General features: G+C 63.6%; 14 protein-coding genes. 4 read left to right on the forward strand and 10 right to left on the reverse strand.

Going from position 1 to position 18,849, the window contains the following annotated elements:
• From NCT04_RS03745 to NCT04_RS03780, 7 genes are all read right to left on the reverse strand, one after another.
• Nucleotides 1-1,665, reverse strand: coding sequence for a GspE/PulE family protein (locus NCT04_RS03745; RefSeq protein ID WP_250463622.1), 1,665 nt, complete (start codon nucleotides 1,663-1,665; stop codon nucleotides 1-3).
• A 3-nt stretch (nucleotides 1,666-1,668) separates the two neighbouring features.
• Nucleotides 1,669-2,853, reverse strand: coding sequence for a type II secretion system F family protein (locus NCT04_RS03750; RefSeq protein ID WP_250463624.1), 1,185 nt, complete (start codon nucleotides 2,851-2,853; stop codon nucleotides 1,669-1,671).
• A 17-nt stretch (nucleotides 2,854-2,870) separates the two neighbouring features.
• Nucleotides 2,871-3,356 (reverse strand): type II secretion system major pseudopilin GspG, encoded by a 486-nt coding sequence (gene gspG, locus NCT04_RS03755; protein WP_250463627.1) that lies wholly within the window; start codon nucleotides 3,354-3,356, stop codon nucleotides 2,871-2,873.
• Between the two features lie 73 nt (nucleotides 3,357-3,429).
• Nucleotides 3,430-5,571 (reverse strand): glycosyl hydrolase family 18 protein, encoded by a 2,142-nt coding sequence (locus tag NCT04_RS03760; protein ID WP_502800651.1) that lies wholly within the window; start codon nucleotides 5,569-5,571, stop codon nucleotides 3,430-3,432.
• A gap of 560 nt (nucleotides 5,572-6,131) precedes the next feature.
• On the reverse strand, nucleotides 6,132-6,554 hold the full coding sequence (locus NCT04_RS03770; protein WP_250463634.1) for a hypothetical protein: 423 nt from the start codon (nucleotides 6,552-6,554) through the stop codon (nucleotides 6,132-6,134).
• A gap of 185 nt (nucleotides 6,555-6,739) precedes the next feature.
• A complete protein-coding gene (argH, locus tag NCT04_RS03775) occupies nucleotides 6,740-8,146 on the reverse strand; it encodes an argininosuccinate lyase (RefSeq protein WP_250463637.1) in 1,407 nt (468 codons plus the stop codon).
• Between the two features lie 86 nt (nucleotides 8,147-8,232).
• The gene (locus NCT04_RS03780) at nucleotides 8,233-9,045 is read right to left on the reverse strand and encodes a helix-turn-helix transcriptional regulator (protein WP_250463640.1); all 813 of its coding nucleotides are present in this window, start codon (nucleotides 9,043-9,045) and stop codon (nucleotides 8,233-8,235) included.
• Between the two features lie 136 nt (nucleotides 9,046-9,181).
• Here NCT04_RS03780 and NCT04_RS03785 point away from each other — a divergent pair, with 136 nt between their 5' ends.
• Nucleotides 9,182-9,946: a class I SAM-dependent methyltransferase gene (locus tag NCT04_RS03785; RefSeq protein WP_250463642.1), complete on the forward strand. Its 765-nt coding sequence runs from the start codon at nucleotides 9,182-9,184 to the stop codon at nucleotides 9,944-9,946.
• A gap of 104 nt (nucleotides 9,947-10,050) precedes the next feature.
• On the opposite strand, the gene ppc is transcribed toward NCT04_RS03785, so the two are convergent.
• Nucleotides 10,051-13,131 carry a phosphoenolpyruvate carboxylase gene (gene ppc / locus NCT04_RS03790; RefSeq protein WP_250463644.1) on the reverse strand — a complete coding sequence of 1,027 codons (3,081 nt, stop codon included), beginning with the start codon at nucleotides 13,129-13,131 and terminating at the stop codon, nucleotides 10,051-10,053.
• Nucleotides 13,132-13,403: 272 nt separating this feature from the next.
• Between ppc and hemC the strand changes: the two genes are divergently transcribed.
• The 3 genes from hemC to NCT04_RS03805 are packed head-to-tail and all read left to right on the forward strand — an operon-like array spanning nucleotide 13,404 to nucleotide 17,712.
• The gene (hemC, locus tag NCT04_RS03795; RefSeq protein WP_244827319.1) at nucleotides 13,404-14,450 is read left to right on the forward strand and encodes a hydroxymethylbilane synthase; all 1,047 of its coding nucleotides are present in this window, start codon (nucleotides 13,404-13,406) and stop codon (nucleotides 14,448-14,450) included.
• Nucleotides 14,450-16,519: a fused uroporphyrinogen-III synthase HemD/membrane protein HemX gene (gene hemDX / locus NCT04_RS03800; protein ID WP_250463646.1), complete on the forward strand. Its 2,070-nt coding sequence runs from the start codon at nucleotides 14,450-14,452 to the stop codon at nucleotides 16,517-16,519. The genes hemC and hemDX overlap by 1 nt, the downstream gene beginning before the upstream one ends.
• On the forward strand, nucleotides 16,519-17,712 hold the full coding sequence (locus tag NCT04_RS03805) for a heme biosynthesis protein HemY (RefSeq protein WP_244827980.1): 1,194 nt from the start codon (nucleotides 16,519-16,521) through the stop codon (nucleotides 17,710-17,712). The genes hemDX and NCT04_RS03805 overlap by 1 nt, the downstream gene beginning before the upstream one ends.
• A 91-nt stretch (nucleotides 17,713-17,803) precedes the next feature.
• Here NCT04_RS03805 and NCT04_RS03810 read toward each other — a convergent pair whose 3' ends face one another.
• Both NCT04_RS03810 and NCT04_RS03815 read right to left on the reverse strand, forming a co-directional pair.
• Nucleotides 17,804-18,127: a rhodanese-like domain-containing protein gene (locus tag NCT04_RS03810; protein ID WP_250463648.1), complete on the reverse strand. Its 324-nt coding sequence runs from the start codon at nucleotides 18,125-18,127 to the stop codon at nucleotides 17,804-17,806.
• Between the two features lie 57 nt (nucleotides 18,128-18,184).
• On the reverse strand, nucleotides 18,185-18,838 hold the full coding sequence (locus NCT04_RS03815) for a protein-L-isoaspartate O-methyltransferase family protein (RefSeq protein ID WP_244827322.1): 654 nt from the start codon (nucleotides 18,836-18,838) through the stop codon (nucleotides 18,185-18,187).
• Between the last annotated feature and the right edge of the window lie 11 nt (nucleotides 18,839-18,849).

Below are 18,849 nucleotides of genomic sequence, written 5' to 3' on the forward strand. Positions count from 1 at the left end.
CTATGCCGGTTCGACGATCGTGACGCGGTTGACTTCCGCGAGCGTCGTGCGGCCATCCGCGACCGCGCGCAGGGCGATCTGGCGAATCGGCACGAAACCGCTTCGATTCGCGAGTTGCTTCAGTTCGATCAACGGCCGCCGTTCCACGAAGCACTGCTTGATCGCGTCGTTCATGCGCAGCACTTCCGCAATCGGCTGACGCCCGAGATAGCCCGTCCGGCGGCATGCCTCGCAGCCCGCGCCACGGCGAAAGCGCCAATGCGCAACCTGCTCGCGCGTGAGCGCGGAGGCAAGCAGCGTGGCGTCGTCGGGCACCTCGTCGTCGCGCACGCAATGCGGACAGTTCTTGCGCATGAGCCGTTGCGCGACGGCGCCGAGCAGCGCATCGACGAAGCTGTGCATGTCGACGCCCATGTGAAGGAAGCGATCCAGCACGGAGAACACGTTGTTCGCGTGCACCGAGGTCAGGACCAGATGTCCCGTGAGCGCGGCCTGCACGGCGATGCCAGCGGTTTCGCCGTCGCGGATCTCGCCCACGAGAATCTTGTCGGGATCGTGCCGCAAGATCGAACGCAGGCCGCGCGCGAAGGTGAGCCCTTTCTTGTCGTTGATCGGAATCTGCAGCACGCCCGCGAGTTCGTATTCGACGGGGTCCTCGATCGTGATGATCTTCTCGTCGCCCGTGTTGATTTCGGTGAGCGTGGCGTAGAGCGTGGTCGACTTGCCCGAACCAGTCGGGCCCGTCACGAGCAACAGGCCGTAGGGCTCGCGCGCGATCGAGCGAATCGACGCTACCGTGTTTGGGTCGTGTCCGAGTCCGTCCAGACGCAGCGTCGTGCTGTTTGCATCGCCGCGCTGCTTGTCGAGCACGCGCAGCACCGCGTCCTCGCCGTGAATCGACGGCATGATCGACACACGAAAATCGATCTCGCGCTGATTGATGAACGCCTTGAAGCGGCCGTCTTGCGGAATGCGCCGCTCGCCGATATCGAGCTCCGCCATGACCTTGAGCCGCGAGAGCACTTGCTCCGCGACATCGGTGCCGGGCGCGGACGCCGTTTCCTGCAGCACGCCGTCGATGCGGTATTTGATGACGAGACCCGTCGCGGTGCTCTCGATATGAATGTCCGAGGCGCGTGCCCTAAGCGCGTCGTACAGCGACGAATTCACGAGCCGGATGACGGGATGCACGTCCGCCGAAAGCGTGGCGAGCGTGATCTCCACGCCCGCCGCGGCGGCGTTGCCGGTCTTGCTGTCGACATTGACCTGCGTGAGCGCCTGATGCGCGGACTCGTGCAGCGCGAGATACGCCATGAGCTCGCCCGGCACGCAGAAGGCGAACGCGAATGGCTTCTTAACGCGCTGCATCGCCCAGGCACGCAGCGGCGGATCGAATGGATCGGCAAGCACGAACCACAGGCGCGCGTCGCTGTCGGCGGCAAGCAGACAGCGGCGCGACATGGCTTCGCCGAACGGCAGGAGGTCGAAGCGCGGTTCGAGCGTTTCGAGCGCGGTGGCGTCGAAGCCGCGCAGGCCGATGGTCTGCGTGACCTTCTTCAGATAGTCGGCGCCGTCGTGTTCCGCTTCGTCCCAGAACTGCTGCTGCTTCGGGCGCGGGTCGCGCACGGGGTTCGCCTTCGCGGGCGTATCGGTGGTCTGTTCCATGTCTTATCCCACGCTTCCGGCCAACTGAAAAATCGGCATATAGAGCAGAAAGATGATCGTCCCGACGATGCCGCCCACCACCAGCATCAGCACCGGCTCGACCACGCGCATCAGCGTGTCGATCGCGCGGTCGAGTTCCTCGTCGCAGAATTCGGCCGAGCGCGTCACCATGCCGGCCAGCTCGCCGCTCTGCTCGCCGACGCGGATCAGCCGCTCGGCCACCGGCGTCGTGAGATTCGCGGCCGGCAACGCGCCGGACAGCGACTTGCCCGCGCGCACTTCGTCGAGCGCGCGCGCAAGCGCGGACTGCATCAGCGAAGGCAGCAATTGCGCGGAGAGTTCGAGCGCCGCGACCATCGACATGCCGCCCGCGAGCAACAGGCCGAGCGTCCGGTAAAACCGTGTCAGGGCGAAGAGCCGTTGGTAATCCGCGAGCTTGGGCAGGCGCAGCACCGCGCCGAACAACCTGCCGCGCACCTTCTCGTTGCGCAGCGCCATGATCGCGCCGGCGAGCGCGGCCACGATGCCCGCGAGCAGCACGCCGCCGTGCTCGGCGACGAGGTTGCCCCAGGCGAGCATCATGCGGGCGGAGAAGGGGATGTCTTTCATCGACGCGAACACTTGGCTGAACTTCGGAATCACGTAGAACGCGAGGAACAGGATGATGAACGCGCCCGTGGCGATCACGATGGACGGATACACCATGGCCGACACCACTTTCTTGCGCACCGCCGCGAGCCGCGCGTCGTAGTGGTGATAGCGCTTGAGCGCCTCGGAAAGATGCCCCGTCTGTTCCGCCGATGCCACGGTCGCGACATACAGCGGCGGGAAATGTTCGGTTTGACGCTCGAGCGCCCGCGACAACGGCTCGCCTTCGTAAAGCGCGGTGACGATGCCTTGCAGCACCGTCCGGTTGAGGCCTTCCTTGCTTTTGTCGCGCAACGTCTCGACCGTTTCGACGAGACTCAGGCCCGCTTCCAGAAGCGCGATCAGTTCCTGCGTAAAGAGCGCGCGCTCGAATACGGGCTTGCGCAACGAGAGGCCGCGCGTCTTCTTTTCCACGGGTGTCGCTTCGATCAGCGACAAACCCATGTCGGCCATGTTCTGCCGAAGCTGCGTTTCGTCCGCTGCATCGAGCTCCAGTTCCTGCTGGCCGCCGTCGGACTCGACCCGCACGCGATATCGCATGACTGCCGCCGAATCCATCATTTGCCGATGATGTCCGCGTCCTCGCCCGAACCGCCGGGCTTGCCGTCGGCGCCGTAGGTCATGAGGTCGTAGTCCTTGCCGTTCTCGCCGGGCGAGCGGTAGACGTACGGCTTGCCCCACGGATCGTTCGGAATGGCGCTGCTCATGTACGGACCTTCCCAGCCCGAGGTGTTGCCGACGTTGCTCATCAACGCCTGAAGCCCGGCGTCGGTGCCGGGAAAGTGGCCGGTGTCCAGACGGTATCGATCGAGCGCGTCTTCGATACCCTTGATCTGCGTCGCCGCTGTCTTGGAGCGCGCCTTGCCGACTTCACCGAAGAGCTTCGGGCCGACATAGCCCGCCAGGAGCGCGATGATGAGCAGCACCACCAGCAACTCGAGCAAGGTAAAGCCGCGCCCGCGCCAGCCGAGATTGTGCCGGGAGAGTTTCGTTTTCGACACAGCGGCCGTCGAGAACGCGGCATTCGTCAATCGATCCTGCATGGCTGCCCCCGATTCATTGCACTGCGCATCGTCTGCGCCCGGCGTCACGCACCGGGCGCAGTCGCGCGGCCGATCACTTGTTGACTTCGCTCATGACGCTCAGCAGTTCCGCGTTGGCGGCGTCGCCGTCCAGCTCCCAGCCGAAGACACCGCGCAGACTGAACTGCTTCACGTAGGCGTTCTTGACGCGGATCGTGGTGGGCGAGTCGTAGGACCAGAAAGTCGTGCCGTCGAACTTGTACGACTGCTTCGTCACCGGATGCTCGTACACCGTGCCTGCGGCGCTCTTCAAGAGCCGGTAGTCCTGGATGCCGGCCTCGTACTTCCCGGGCGCTGTCTTGGTGGCTTTCTGATAGAGCCCGTCTCCCTTCGGTCCCGGCGTGACGCCGGTCCAGCCGCGCCCATACAACGGAATGCCGAGAACGATCTTCGACGACGGCACTCCCGCTTTCAGCAAGGCCTGGATGGCGGCATCGGTGTAATAGGTGTTGCCGGGAGCGCCCGCCATGTTCGGGCTGGCCGGGTCCGGATACAAATGCGACTGGAAGTCCGTCGGGCCGGTGCTTTCCCATCCGCCGTGATAGTCGTACGTCATCACGTTGATCCAGTCGAGCGGCTTGCTGTAGTCGCCCGGGTTCGTGCTGGCGATCTTGTCGCCACCCGCGCCGATGGCGACCGTCAGCAGATAGCGTTTGCCGTTTTGCGCGCCCATGGCGTCGAGTTGCTTGCGGAATTCCGTCAGGAGAAGCGTGTAGTTCTCCTTGTCCTTGACGTCGTACGTGTTGTAGGGCTGACCGCCGCCACCGGGAAATTCCCAGTCGATGTCGATGCCGTCGAACACGTTCGCTGCGACGCCATCTCCGCCCGCGTTCGAGGCAGCATCGAAGGGCACGTTGCCCTTGATATAGACATCGATGCACGACGAGACGAGCTGCTTGCGCAGCGCATCGGTGGCGCTGGCCTTGCTGAACCACTTCGACCAGGTCCATCCGCCGAGCGAAATGATCATGCGCACGTTGGGGTACTTGTCCTTCAATAGCTTGAGCTGATTGAAGTTACCCTTGAGCGGACCGGACTTGCCCTGACGTGGATCGCCATAGGGCCAGTCCCATGCATCGCTCTTGCCGTTGACCGATTCGTTCGCCGAGAAGCCTTTTTGGTAGTCGGCCCAGGCGTCGCCGCCGGTGCCTGCGTCCGGGGCATTTTCGTTGGTCGCACCCGGTTCTGCCTTGTTGATGATGCCGCACTCGTAGCCGCCGTTCTTCTGATAAACGTTGCCGAATGCGTAGTTGATAAACGTGAGCAGCTTCGCCGAGCCCGATGTGTCGACATCCTTGACCTTGTAGTTGCGGTCGTAGATTCCCCATTGCGCGAAGTACGCGCCGACTTCACGCGCGCCGGCGGGAGCGGGCGTGGGCGTTGGTGTTGGTGTTGGCGCAGGAGTAGGCGTAGGCGCCGGCGTAGGCGTCGGGACCGGTGTCGGCACGGGTGCCGGCGTAGGAGTCGGGACCGGTGTTGGTGCTGGTGTTGGAACCGGCGTTGGTGTCGGTGTCGGCGTTGGGGTCGGAACCGGTGTTGGTGTTGGCGTCGGCGTCGGAACCGGCGTTGGTGTTGGTGTTGGTGTTGGTGCTGGCGTCGGCGTCGGCGTTGGAACTGGCGCTGGCGCCGGTGTCGGCGTCGGACTTCCCGAGCATGCGCCTATGTCTTCCCATACGCCGTACTGTCCGGACTGCGTCGGGTTGTCGCCTTGGGTCCACCACTTGTTTCTGTAATTGCGTCCATTGGCCGTGACGCGCGTACCCGTCTGTGCATAAACCTGCGATGCCGACCACGCAGCGAAGCAAGCCGAAGGTGTCGGAGTGGCAGAGGGTGTTGGCGTTGGAGTCGGCGTCGGGGTTGGTACGGGAGTTGGCGCAGGAGTCGGAGCGGGTGTCGGCGCAGGCGCAGGCGCAGGCGTGGGCGATGGTGCTGGCGTAGGCGTAGCCGCGCTCACATCGCGCCACAAGGTCGGCGTGCTGGCCGGAGTCCACCCAGCGCCTGGATAAGCCGTATGCGCCTGAAGAGCCTGGTATGTGCGCCCGTTGTAGGTGACGGTCGCGCCCGCCGCGTAGGTCGCACCTTCCTGCCATTCGGCGCTTAACGCATTGATTGAATAAGCGACGAGCGCAGCCAGCGTCAGCGCAGTAGTCTTCGACTTCATGCCAAGGCGATTCATGAGAACGGCCTCCTTACTCGGTTTGTTTGGTTCGTTTCGATCCGCGACTCATTTGCGCTGACTGAACTGTCGTCAAACCCTCTCTTATAGGGCTCGTGCGATCATTGATAATCCAGCGACCAAGGCGAGGCAAGCCGAAAATCGGATATTAGGTTTCCTACGGAAAAATTTTTAAGGGTAGACGGAGCATGTTTTCCTTGACGTTTTTTTCTTGTGAGAATGACGTCGATTCGTTCAAGGAACTCGTTGAGAGAAGCGAAGCAAATACGAACGATCCAGGCGAAACTGCGAATGCAATCTCGAACCATGACGATGCTTGCGTTACAAAGAAAGCTGCCACCGTTTAGCAGATGCCTTCAGTCGGGAAGACGATGAAGCAGATGCGGTGAAGCCGGAAGAACATCCGAGACCCGTCGTTTTATATTTGTGAATTTAAATCGGGATTGTTGGGCATCTAAAGCGTGTAGGGCAAAACACTCGACCTGCATTGCATCGCTTTCCAATGAATCGAGCGTTGTCTTGCAAGTCGTATCGTGCGCACGATTGGCGCCCCGCGAATATCAAAACTCGACGGTCACGAACTTGACCAGCGGCGTGGTCTCGGAGTTTATCGCTGACGATTGCGGTTCCGCGGCAACGCCGATCGTCTTTCGAGCATCGCCGTAAGCTGCCGTCGCGGCCTGTGCTGTTGCTTGCCTGGAGACGGCGGTGCTCGCATGCAGTTCGCTCATGACGGAAACGCCGTAGGGCGTTTGTTTTCCCGTGCAATCCACCTTGATGGACGTTCGGGCATTCGCACCGGAAAGCATCTCAATCGGATCTGCCGTTTCCGAACCGCTGACGATCGAGCAGGCATTGTGGATGGTCAACGTGACTTCTAGTTGTGAGCTTTTGCGCTCGGCATATGAGGCGGACGTGCCGGAAAGCGCTTCCGCCGCAACGAGCGCAGCCAATGCGGTACTGCGAAAATTGCGCTTGTGCATGATGATTCCCGAAGGCAAAAAAGTGTCTCTCATCATGCTTGCGGGCTACGCCAAGGCGGATAGGTTCGCTCCCATTTCATGCGCTCATTTGAACCATGCAGTGTTTCGCACGGCGTGATAAAAACCGGCGTTCCCAAAAAAACGGACCCACGAATGGGTCCGATTCGAAGCATGGTCCGGCTCGATCAGCCAAGCGCCGCACGCGCCGCCTTGGCGGCCGCACGCACCTGATCCGGCGCGGTGCCGCCCGCATGATCGCGGCTCGCGACCGAACCTTCGAGCGTGAGATATTCGAAGACATCGTCGCCAATCAGATGCGCGACGTTCGGCAGTTCCTGCTTCATTTCATCGAGCGACAAATCGGCGATATCGCATTCGCGATCCACGCAGATGCGCACCGCATGCGCCACGGCTTCGTGTGCGTCGCGAAAGGGCAGGCCACGTTTCACGAGATAGTCCGCGAGATCGGTGGCCGTCGAGAAACCTTGCAGCGCGGCCGCGCGCATGGCCTGCGGCTTGACGGTAATGCCCGCCGCCATTTCCGCGAAAATGCGCAATGTGTCGGCGACCGTATCGACGGTATCGAAAAGCGGCTCCTTGTCTTCCTGATTGTCCTTGTTATAAGCGAGGGGCTGGCCTTTCATCAGCGTGAGCAGCGCCATCAAATGACCGTTCACGCGGCCTGTCTTGCCGCGCGCGAGTTCGGGCACGTCGGGGTTTTTCTTTTGCGGCATGATCGACGAGCCGGTGCAGAAACGATCCGCGAGATCGATGAAACCGACGCGCGGACTCATCCACAACACCAGTTCTTCGGAAAAGCGCGAGACGTGCGTCATGACGAGCGCGGCGGCCGCCGTGAATTCGATGGCGAAGTCGCGGTCGGAGACGGCATCGAGCGAATTCGCGCAGATGCCATCGAAGCCGAGCGTCTTCGCCACCGCGTGACGGTCGATCGGATAACTCGTGCCCGCGAGCGCCGCCGCACCCAACGGCAGGCGGTTCACGCGCGTGCGGCAGTCGCGCATGCGCTCGGCGTCGCGCGAGAACATTTCGACATAAGCGAGCAGGTGATGCCCGAAGGTCACGGGCTGCGCCACTTGCAAATGCGTGAAGCCCGGCATGATGGTGTCGGCGTGCTTCTCGGCCATGTCGATGAGCGCGCTTCGCAGGTCCTTCAACAGTTCGTTGATACGGTCGATCTCGCCGCGCAGCCACAGGCGAATGTCGGTTGCGACCTGATCGTTGCGCGAGCGGCCGGTGTGCAGGCGCTTGCCGGCGTCGCCGATCAACGCGGTCAGCCGCGCCTCGATGTTCAGGTGCACGTCTTCCAGGTCCAGCTTCCACTCGAACTCGCCGCGCTCGATTTCGCCCTTGATCTGCGCCATGCCGCGCTCGATGGCGGCGAGGTCGTCCGCGCCGATGATCTTCTGCGCCGCAAGCATCGACGCGTGCGCGAGCGAGCCTTGAATGTCGACGAGAGCGAGCCGCTTGTCGAAGAACACCGACGACGTATAGCGTTTGACGAGATCCGACATGGGCTCGGAGAAGCGAGCCGACCAGGCTTCGCCTTTTTTGTGCAGTTGGGACGTCATGGTGATGTGATTGGCGGTTGAGGCGAATGAGGCGGCTAAAGCGGCAAGCCGGAAGTCGAAGATTTTAACATTCGGCGCCTGCTGCCTCAGTCGTTGCCGACGAGGATCACGAGCTTCAGATCTTCGCGATGCGCGGGCTTGAAGGTGATCTGGTTGAACACGAGTCGTCCGCGCGACGGATGATCGAACGCGCGTTCGCCGCCTTCGCGCTCGAACACGTCCTGCGACGCCCAGTAGCGCGCGAAGGCATCGCTGGCGGCGCCGAGCGCGTCGATCAGCGTGCGCGTGGGCGCGTCGTTGAGGTGACGGATGGAATCGGCGCGAAACTCGGCGGCAAGACGGCGCGCGCGCGTGTCCCAATCGACGATCAACGCGCGCGCCACCGGCGAGGTGAACGTGTAGGCGAGCAAGTTGCGGTCGTGTTCGCCATCGAGCCAGCCGACGAACAGTTCTGACGCGTGCGCGTTCCAGCGCAGCGCATTCCACTGGCGGTCGAGCACGTAGGCCGGCGCGCCGATCAGCCCGACGCTCTGCAAGAGCGCGGCGGGCACGTCCTGCGCGGTGGGATCGGGCTCGGCGGGATCGCGTTCCTCGGCCAGTTCGAAGAGATACGCGCGTTCGGCCCGCGACAACTGCAATGCGACGGCGATACGCGCGAGCGCATCCGCCGAGGCGGAAACCGGCCGGCCCTGCTCGATCCACGTGTACCAGGTCGGGCTGACGCCGCACAACGCGGCGACTTCCTCGCGGCGCAGCCCCGGCGTGCGGCGGCGCGGCCCCGGCGGCAAACCGACGGACTGCGGCGAAAGCCGTTCACGATGCGCCCGGATGAATTCGCCGAGCGCGCGTGCGGGGATATCGACAGCTTCCCTGGATTCGGTCTTCGGGGTTGTTTTCATGAGGCGTGGCGGGTAATGTCGATACCAGAATAAACAGTCAACTTGTACTGGTACAAGGCGGGCTCTATTGTAGCGGCAGGCCGGGCGGCTCAGGAACCGCCCGGTCGTCCCCAAAGAACATTCCGGAGCCATACCGATGAAACACCACGACCAGGTAGCCGATGCGTTCGGCAGCACCGCCGCCGCCTATCTCACAAGCCAGGTTCACGCGAGCGGCGCCGATCTGCAAAATCTCGCCGCGACTTTTGCCGCGACGTGCGGCAACGCGACCGTGCTGGACATGGGATGCGGCGCGGGTCACGCGAGTTTCGCGGTGGCGCCGCACGTGCGCGAGGTCGTGGCGTACGACATCGCCCCGCAAATGCTGGCCACGGTCGATGCCGCCGCGAAGGAACGCGGCCTTGCCACGATCCGCACGCAACAGGGCGCCGCCGAGTCGCTGCCATTCGCCGACGCCTCGTTCGACTGGGTGGTGAGCCGCATGAGCGCGCATCACTGGCGCGACGTGCCGCGCGCGCTGGCCGAAGTGCGGCGCGTGCTCAAGCCGGGCGGCCGGCTGAAATTCATCGATATCGCGGGCGCCGACGATCCGCTGTACGACACGCACATTCAGGCAATCGAACTGTTGCGCGATGCATCGCATATCCGCGACTATCGCGCCGACGAGTGGATCGCCATGCTCGATACCGCCGGCTTCGACGCGAACGTGACCGAGCGCTGGCGTATCGGCCTGGAATTCGATTCGTGGGTGACACGCATGAGAACGCCACCCGAACGCGTGACGGCGATCAAATCGATGTGGGCGGCCGCGCCCGACGAAGTGCGCGAATACTTCAAGGCCGGCGACGACTTCTCGTTCGAGCTGGATGCGTTGATGATCGAAGGCAAGCGGCGCGACTGAGCGCCGCTCGGATGCCGCAAGGGCTACTTAAACAAACGTGCCACGAACACATGGCGTGATTCGTGGCACGTGAAAGATGCAATGCCCGTTGCCGGGCGCATCGATCAACCCGTATTACGCAGGCCCGCCGCAATCCCGTTGATCGTCAAATGAATCCCGCGCCGCAGCCGTACGTTCTGATCGCCCGCGCGATGCCGCTTGAGCAGTTCCACCTGCAAGTGATTGAGCGGATCGAGGTACGGAAAACGGTTCTTGATCGAGCGCGCGAGCAGCGGATTGTCAGCGAGGCGCTCGCCCTTGCCGGTGATTTCCGCGAGCACGTTGCCGGTCCGCTCGTGCTCCGCGACGATGCGATCGAACACGCGCTTCCTGAGCTTCTTGTCCGCGACGAGCTGCGCATAACGCGACGCCACCGCGAGATCGGTCTTCGCAAGCACCATGTCCATGTTCGAAAGCAGATTCGTGAAGAACGGCCACGTCTTGTGCATCTTGCGCAAGGTGCCGAGGCGCTTCGCGCGTTCCGCGTCCGAGTCGGCCGAATCGAGATAAGCCGTCACCGCGCTGCCGAAGCCGAACCAGCCCGTCAGCAGCAGGCGGCATTGGCCCCACGAAAAGCCCCACGGAATGGCGCGCAAATCTTCGATCTTGCGTTGCTTCGGGTCCTGCAGCTTGCGCGATGCCGGCCGGCTGCCGATGTTCAGTTCGGCAATCTCGGCGATCGGCGTCGAGGCGAAGAAGTAATCGGTAAAGCCGGGAGTTTCGTACACGAGCGCGCGGTACGCGGCCATCGCGGAATCGGAGAGCGTTTGCATCGTCGCTTCGAATAGCGGCAATTGCGCGGGCGCGTTCTCGTGCGGCAGAAGCGATGCCTCGAGCGTCGCCGCCACCACCGTTTCCAGATTGCGCCGCCCGATTTCCGGATTGCCGAACTTGCTCGAAATGACTTCGCCTTGCTCGGTGAGACGGATTTGCCCATCGACCGTGCCGGGCGGCTGCGACAGAATCGCCTGATAGGTTGGGCCGCCGCCGCGTCCCACCGTGCCTCCCCGGCCGTGGAAGAGACGCAAGGTCGTGCCGCGTTGCTTGAACAGCGCGACGAGCGCCAGTTCCGCGCGATACAGCTCCCAGTTGGACGTCAAGAAGCCGCCGTCCTTGTTGCTGTCCGAATAGCCGAGCATGACCTCCTGCTCGTTGCCCTGATTTTCGATGAGCGCGTCGATGCCCGGCAGCTTGAAGAACTCGCCCATGATGACCGGCGCATTGCGCAAGTCGGCGATGGTCTCGAAGAGCGGAATCACCATCACGCCATCGCGCGCGGGATTGTCCTTGCTGCCGAGGCAACCGTGCAGCACGCCGGTTTCCTTCTGCAGCAACATGACTTCGAGCAAGTCGCTCACGGTCTCCGTGTGCGAGATGATGTAGTTGCGCACCGCGCGCTTGCCGAACTTCTCGCGCGTCACGCGTGCGCCTTCGAGCACGCCGAGTTCGCTCTTCGCGAGATCGGAGTAATCGGCATAAGGAAGACGCAGCGGACGCGGCTGCGCAAGTTCCCTGAGCAACACGGCGCGCTTGTCTTCCTCGGAAAGCGCCGCATAGTCGGCTTCGACGCCCGCGCGCGAAAGCAACTCCGCGATCACCGCTTCGTGGATATCCGAGCTCTGCCGCAAGTCGATGCTCGCCAGGTGAAAGCCGAACACTTCCGAAGCGCGCGTGAGCGGCGCGAGCCGCAGCAGCGCAAGCGAGCCGCCATGATGTTGCGCGAGCGAATCGATCAGCACATGAAGATCGCGCGTGAATTCCGAGCTATCGCCATAAGGCGTCGCGCGAATTGGCGCCGCGCCGCGTCCCGCGCTGCGCACCGCGACCACGCCTTCACCCAGCCGCACGCGCGCGCTCGCCGCGATTCGCGTATAGATGCCGATCAGCGCGCGCCTATATGGTTCGTCCGTGCGATGCGGCGACTGGTCCGGCGAGGTATCCGCGAGCGCCTGCAAGGCTTCGCTCGATCCGGCGAGCAGATTCGACACGGACAACTCCGCGCCGAGCTTGTGCACCTGTTCCAGATAGTGTTCGAAGATGACCGTTGCTTGCCGCGTGATGGCGTTTTCCAGCGTGGCGGCGGTGACGTTCGGATTGCCGTCGCGGTCGCCGCCAATCCAGCTTCCCATCTGGAAGAACGGCGGCAGCCGCGCGGGCAGGCCGTGTTCAGCGAGCGCTTCCTCGATATCGGCGTAAAGCGCGGGAATTTCCTCCAGAAAAGTCGCGCGATAGTACGAAAGCGCGTTCTCGATTTCATCGGCGACCGAAAGGCGCGACTCGCGCAACATGCGCGTTTGCCAGAGCGAGGTCACGCGCGCCCGCAGGACGGCTTCGTTGTGCGCGCGTTCGCGCGCTGTCAGTTCTTGATCGCGTTCGGCAAGCAGGCGCGCGATGTCGTGTTGCGCATCGAGAATGCTCTTTCGCGACACTTCCGTCGGATGCGCGGTGAGCACGGGCACGATGAGCGCGGCATCGAAGAACTTTTCCAGCACCTTGCGTGTTTTGCTGACGTTGGACTGCTCGCGCATGCGCTCGATGGCGTAGGCGATGGTGCCCGGCTGCGAAGTCGAACCGGCGAGCGCGTGAATCCGCCGCCGCCGATTGTGATGCCGGTCTTCCGCGATATTCGCCAGATGCGAGAAATAGCTGAACGCGCGCACCACGCTGACCGTCTGTTCCGGCGATAAAGCACGCAGACGCTTTTCCAGCGCTTGCGACGCTTCGTTGTCGTCCTCGCGGCGAAATTTGACGGCGGTCTGACGAATGGCTTCGACGAGGTCGAAGACGGCGTCGCCTTCCTGTTCGCGCAACACGTCGCCGAGCAGGCGGCCAAGATAGCGGATGTCTTCGAAGAGCGGACGGTCCTTGTCGTCGCGCGTGCGGCTGGTCGGCTTCGGCCGTTCGGCGCCATTGATGGCCGTTTTGACGCTCGCCTTCTTGGGAACCGGCGCGGCCTTTGGAGCCACACTCGCCTTCGATGCCTTCACGGCACTGGCCGCTTTCGTCGTGCGAATGATTGGCGTCGCTGACGTTGGCATCGCTGACGACGAGGCGCCGGTTGCATGGGCCGCGCTCGATGCGTCGGCGGAAGAGTCAGGCGATAGAGCGTTGCGGCGCGCGGGGCGGGCCGATCCGGAAGTCGTCACGTCGGGTTCTCCTCAGAAGCTGCGCAGTCAGGGTAACGCGACGAAATCACCGACGAAACGAGTTCTGCACAGCCGCGCGAGGTGCGGCGCGAAGCTGCCGCAACCGCGCCGCAGCCGCTTTGCCTTCCGCTACCGGAACGCGTGCTGAACGCTTCGAAAGGCGCGCGGACTAAGGCTCTGGCGCGCCGCGTGTCTTCAGGTCGACCCTGGCCTGCGTGCTACCATTGTTAGCTAATGTCTATTTATCCATCCCGTCATTCGATCGAGCTTCAATGAATTCCGAGACGCATTCAACGACACCGCCCGCGAGCCTCACAATCGTTTCGCGGGAAAGCCGGCTGGCGATGTGGCAAGCCGAGCACGTGCAGTGTGCGCTGCACAAATTATATCCATCTTGCGACGTCAAAATTCTCGGAATGACGACGCGCGGCGATCAGATTCTCGATCGCACGTTATCGAAGGTCGGCGGCAAGGGTTTGTTCGTCAAGGAACTGGAAGCCGCGCTCGCCGACGGCCGCGCCGATCTCGCGGTTCATTCGCTCAAAGACGTGCCGATGCAACTCCCCGAAGGCTTCGCACTCAGCGCGATTCTCGAACGTGAAGATCCGCGCGATGCGTTCGTCTCTTCGCACTTCGATTCGCTCGCTGCGTTGCCGGCGGGCAGCGTGGTCGGAACCTCGAGCCTGCGCCGCGAAGCCATGATTCGCGCGCGCTATCCGCATCTCGAAGTGCGGCCGCTGCGCGGCAATCTCGACACGCGTCTAGGCAAGCTGGATCGCGGCGAATACGCGGCCATCATTCTCGCGGCGGCCGGTCTGATACGGCTTGGTCTCGAAGGACGCATCCGCGCGTATCTGGATGAAACCGACAGTCTGCCGGCGGCGGGGCAGGGTGCGCTCGGCATCGAGATTCGTGCGGATCGCGCCGATCTCGTCGCGTGGCTCGCGCCCTTGCATCACGAAGCGACCGCGCTTGCCGTCGAAGCGGAGCGCGCCGTGTCGCGTGCGCTTGGTGGCAGCTGTGAAGTGCCGTTGGCCGCTTACGCGCATTGGGAGAACGATTCGCTGTACTTGCGCGGCGCGGTCTCGACGCCGGATGGCACGCGCGTCTTGAACGCGGAAGAACGCATCGCCACGCCCGATCTTGCCGCCGCGCTCGAACTGGGTTTGCGCGTATCGGCGGATCTCGAAGCGCAGGGCGCCATGGAGATCGTCAACGCGCTAACCACCATCAGCCACCCGGACGGGCCGAACCGAAGCCCCGGCAACGACGCGGCCAATCCCGACCTGATCCCGCCTTCGACGGCGGGCAAGCACTGATGGCGAGCGAGCGTCGCGCCACCATCGTCGTCACGCGGCCTGCGGGACAATCGGCTGCGCTCATCGCGCTTCTCGCCGATGCCGGTTTCGAGACGCTCGAGTTTCCACTCATCGACATCGCGCCCGTCGCCGACGACGCTTCTTTGCGCGCGGCCCTCGACGAACTCTACGGGCCGCAACGTTACGCGCTCGTGGTTTTCGTCTCGCCGAATGCGATCGATCATGCGTTCAGCCGTCTTTTCGCGCCGTGGCCTGTGGACGTGCCGGTGGCCGTCGTGGGTCCGGGCAGCGTCGCGGCGCTGGCGCGGCAAGGCGTGAGCGCGCCGGCGTATCGCGTGATCAGTCCGTCGGCGGAAGAAGCCGATCCGCGTTTCGATTCCGAAGCGCTCTACACGGCAATCGAAGCCGCGCTCGGCGAGAACGGTCTGGAAGGCAAGCGCGTGCTGATCGTGCGTGGCGATGGCGGGCGCGAGTGGCTCGCCGAGCGCCTCACCGAAGCGGGCGCGCAAGTGGAGAAGGCGGCGGCGTATCGCCGCGTGCTGCCCGAACCGTCCATGCACAAGTGGGAGCGCATCCACACGCTGCTCGCGGGCAACCCGCACGCGTGGCTGCTGACGAGTTCCGAAGGCGTGCGCAATCTCGACGAACTCGCGCGCGAACATCTCACCGCCGACGAGATCACGCGGCTGCGGCACGCGCAGGTGATCTGCCCGCATCCGCGTATCGAGCAGGCCGCGCGGCAAGCGGGTTTTGATAGGATGACGGTGTCCGGCGCCGGCGACGAGCGCATCGTGCAGGCAGTCGATGCGCTTTACCCGCGCAAATCGGCTGGAATTCAGGCTGAACCTCACACCAATCAAGCACGTGAAACGCACGCGAAGCCCGCACCGGCGGATGCATCGCCGGACACGCAACCGGCCGCCGCGCCGGCCCACCAAACGGCTCAATCACGCATGACTGATTCGAACGATTCCAACAAAGCTTCACCTCAGCCCAACGTGCCACCGCCTCCGCCCAATACGCCTTTCACGCCCTACGAGCAGCAGAAGCGGCGCGGCGGCGCGGGCACGGTGTTGTTGTGGTTCGTCATCGTTATCCTCGCGATCGCTGCGGGCGCGGGCGGCTATGCGCTCAACCGCAAGTTCGAACGCAATAACCAGGCGCTCGCACAGCGCGTCGAAGAGGCCAACGCGCAAGACGCGCAACTGCGCGCCAAGGCCGACGAAGCCGCGAGTTCGACCGCCGCGCTCAATACGCAGGTCATTCAGTTGCAGGGCAAGCTCAATGACGCCGAGGCGCACAGCCAGGCGTTGCAGCAGCAGTATCAGGACCTCGCGAGCAATCGCGACGACTGGACGGTTGCCGAAGTCGAGCAGATTCTGTCGAGCGCAAGCCAGCAATTGCAATTGACCGGCAACGTGCAACTCGCGCTCTTCGCGCTGCAAAGCGCCGACACGCGGTTGGCCGCCACGAACGGTCCGCAGGTCGTGGCGATCCGCAAGGCCGTCGCGCAGGACATGGACAAGCTCAAGGCCACGCCGACCACCGACCTCACGGGTCTCGCGATCAAGCTCGATACGGCGATCGACCGCATCGACAGCTTGCCGCTGTCCGGCGAAGCGCCGATCGATCCGGCGCGCGCTCGCGCGTCAGAACCGGGTGACAGCGCGTCGATTGCTGCGGCGACCGGCGTGCCGCGCTGGAAGGTGCTGTGGTATCAGATCACGAGCGGCATCGGGCAGCAGTTGTCGAGTCTCGTGTCGGTGCGGCGTATCGACAATGCGGACGCCATGCTCACGTCGCCGGATCAGGGTTACTTCGTGCGCCAGAACGTGAAGCTGCGTCTGTTGTCCGCGCGTCTTTCTCTGCTTTCGCGCAGCGAGCCTACGCTCAAGTCCGACCTGAAAGCCGCCGATGCCGCGCTTGCCCGCTACTTCGATCCCTCGTCGAAAGCGGTTCAGGCCGTGCGCGATCTCGTGAAGCAGGTCGATCAGGCGTCGATGGCCGTCGCCGTGCCGAACCTGGACGCGAGCCTCGCCGCCGTGCACCAGTTCAAGCGAGGCGGATGATGACGATTCGTGGACTCATCTGGATTGCGCTGTTGTTCGTCGTTGCGGCGATCATCGCGACGGTCGGCGGCTTCAATGGCGGGCAGATTCTGCTCGTGCTGCCGCCATATCGCATCGACATGTCGCTCAATCTGTTTGTCGTGGCGCTGGTCGTGCTGTTTCTCGCGCTCTATGCGCTGATCCGCGCGATCCGCGGCGTGTGGAAGATGCCGTCGCGCGTGGCGGCGTATCGCACGCGCAGCAAGCTTGCGAAGGCGAACGCGTCCTTGCGCGATGCGATCGGCCATCTGTACGCGGGCCGCTTCTCGAAGGCCGAGAAAGCCGCGCGCGATGCGTTGAGTGTCGAGGACAACAAGGGCGCGGCGGGCTTGATCGGCGCGAACGCGGCGCATCGGCTGCATGAATACGCGCGTCGCGACGAGTGGCTCGCGCAAGTCGGCGGCGCGGACTGGCAGGACGCGCGCCTGATGGCCACCGCCGACATGCGCGCCGATGGCCGCGACGCGGACGGCGCGCTCGTCGCGCTGACCGAGATCCAGGCGCAGGGCGGGCGGCGCATCCATGCGCAGCAGATCGCGTTGCGCGCCCAGCAGCAGTTGAAGAACTGGGGCGAAGTGCTGAAGCTCGTGCGCATGCTGGAAAAGCGCGAGGCGCTGCATCCCGCGGTCGCCGTGCGGCTGCGGCAAGTCGCGGCGGAAAACCTGCTGCGCGATCGCCGGCATAATCCAGATGCGCTGCTCGAACTGTGGCAATCATTGTCGCCGGTAGAGCGTCAGTCGCCGCGTCTCGCCGATCTCGCCGCCGAACTGCTGATCGCGCTGGATCGTCGGGCGGAAGCGAAGAAGATTATCGAAGACGCGCTTGCCGTGAACTGGGATGCGCGGTTGTTGCGGCGTTATCCGGATTGCATCGTCGGGGGCGACGCCTTGCCGCTCATTCAGCGCGCCGAAGCCTGGCAAAAGGAACGCACCGAAGACGCCGACCTGCTTTTCACGCTCGGTCGTCTGTGCCTGCATCAGCAATTGTGGGGCAAGGCGCAGGCGTTTCTCGAATCGGCGCTGAAGCTGGCTGAAGACGAGCCGTTGCGTATTCGGACGCATCGCGCGCTGGCGCGTCTGCACGAGCAACTTGGCGATACCGAAAAGGCCGCGGAGCATTATCGCGCAAGCGCGCTGGCAATGAACGTGGTCTGACGCTTTCGTTTCGACACAAAAAAGCCGCATGCGCTTCAAACGCATGCGGCTTTTTCGTTGGCTGGCCTGAAGGCTCGGATTCAGGCTCGGTTCAATACGTTGGCACCGAAGGATCGACCTGACGCGACCACGCGTCGATGCCGCCGTACAGATTGAACACGTTCGTGAAGCCGCGCGACTCCAGAAACATGCCGACCTGCGCGCTGCGCGCACCGTGGTGGCAAATGCAGACGATCTGCGCGTCGTCGTCGAGTTCTTCGCTACGCGCGGGGATGTCGCGCATGGGAATCGACACGATCTTGTCGAGCTTCGCGGTCTGCAGTTCCCACGGCTCGCGCACGTCGAGCAAAACGGGAGCGGGGCGCGAGGTGTCGGCAAGCCACGCGGCGAGTTCGGGTGCGGTCAGATTTTGCATGGAATCGAGTAAGGACGATGGCGAAAGCCGGGCGGCGCCCGGCCCGAACGCACCGAATCAGAACCTGAATAGCGAAGGATGCACCGCGTTTTGCAGCGGCGCGACGAGCGTTTCGAAGACATCGGACACGCGGAATTGCTTTTCGTCGACCCGCGTGATGATCTGCGCCTTCATGACCGGCGCCGTGCCGACGAAAGCGGCGATACGCCCGCCCACTTTCAACTGTTCGAGCAATTCCTGCGGCATGACCGGCATGCCGCCCGAAACGCAGATCACGTCATAAGGCGCGCCGTCGGCCAAGCCCCGCGCGCCGTCGCCGTGAACCACATGCGCGTTCGACACACCGTTCGCCGCAAGATTCTGCTTCGCGAACTCGGCGAGTTCCGGCGAGATTTCAACCGTGGTCACGCTGCGGCCGCGATGCGCGAGGAGCGCCGCCATATAGCCCGAGCCCGCGCCGATTTCCAGCACCGTCTCACCCTTGTGAATGGCCAGTTCTTGCAGAACCCGCGCCTCGACCTTTGGCGACAGCATGCGCTCGCCGCCGGGAAGCGGAATTTCGAGGTCCGCGAAAGCGATATTGCGGTACGCGGCGGGAACGAAGTTCTCGCGCTTGATGAGCGACAGCAGATTCAGAATCTCCTGGTCCAGTACTTCCCAAGGACGAATCTGCTGCTCGATCATGTTGAAACGCGCTTGCTCGATGTTCATGTTCGTTGTGC

Source organism: Caballeronia sp. GAFFF2, assembly GCF_023631485.1.
Lineage (GTDB): Bacteria > Pseudomonadota > Gammaproteobacteria > Burkholderiales > Burkholderiaceae > Caballeronia.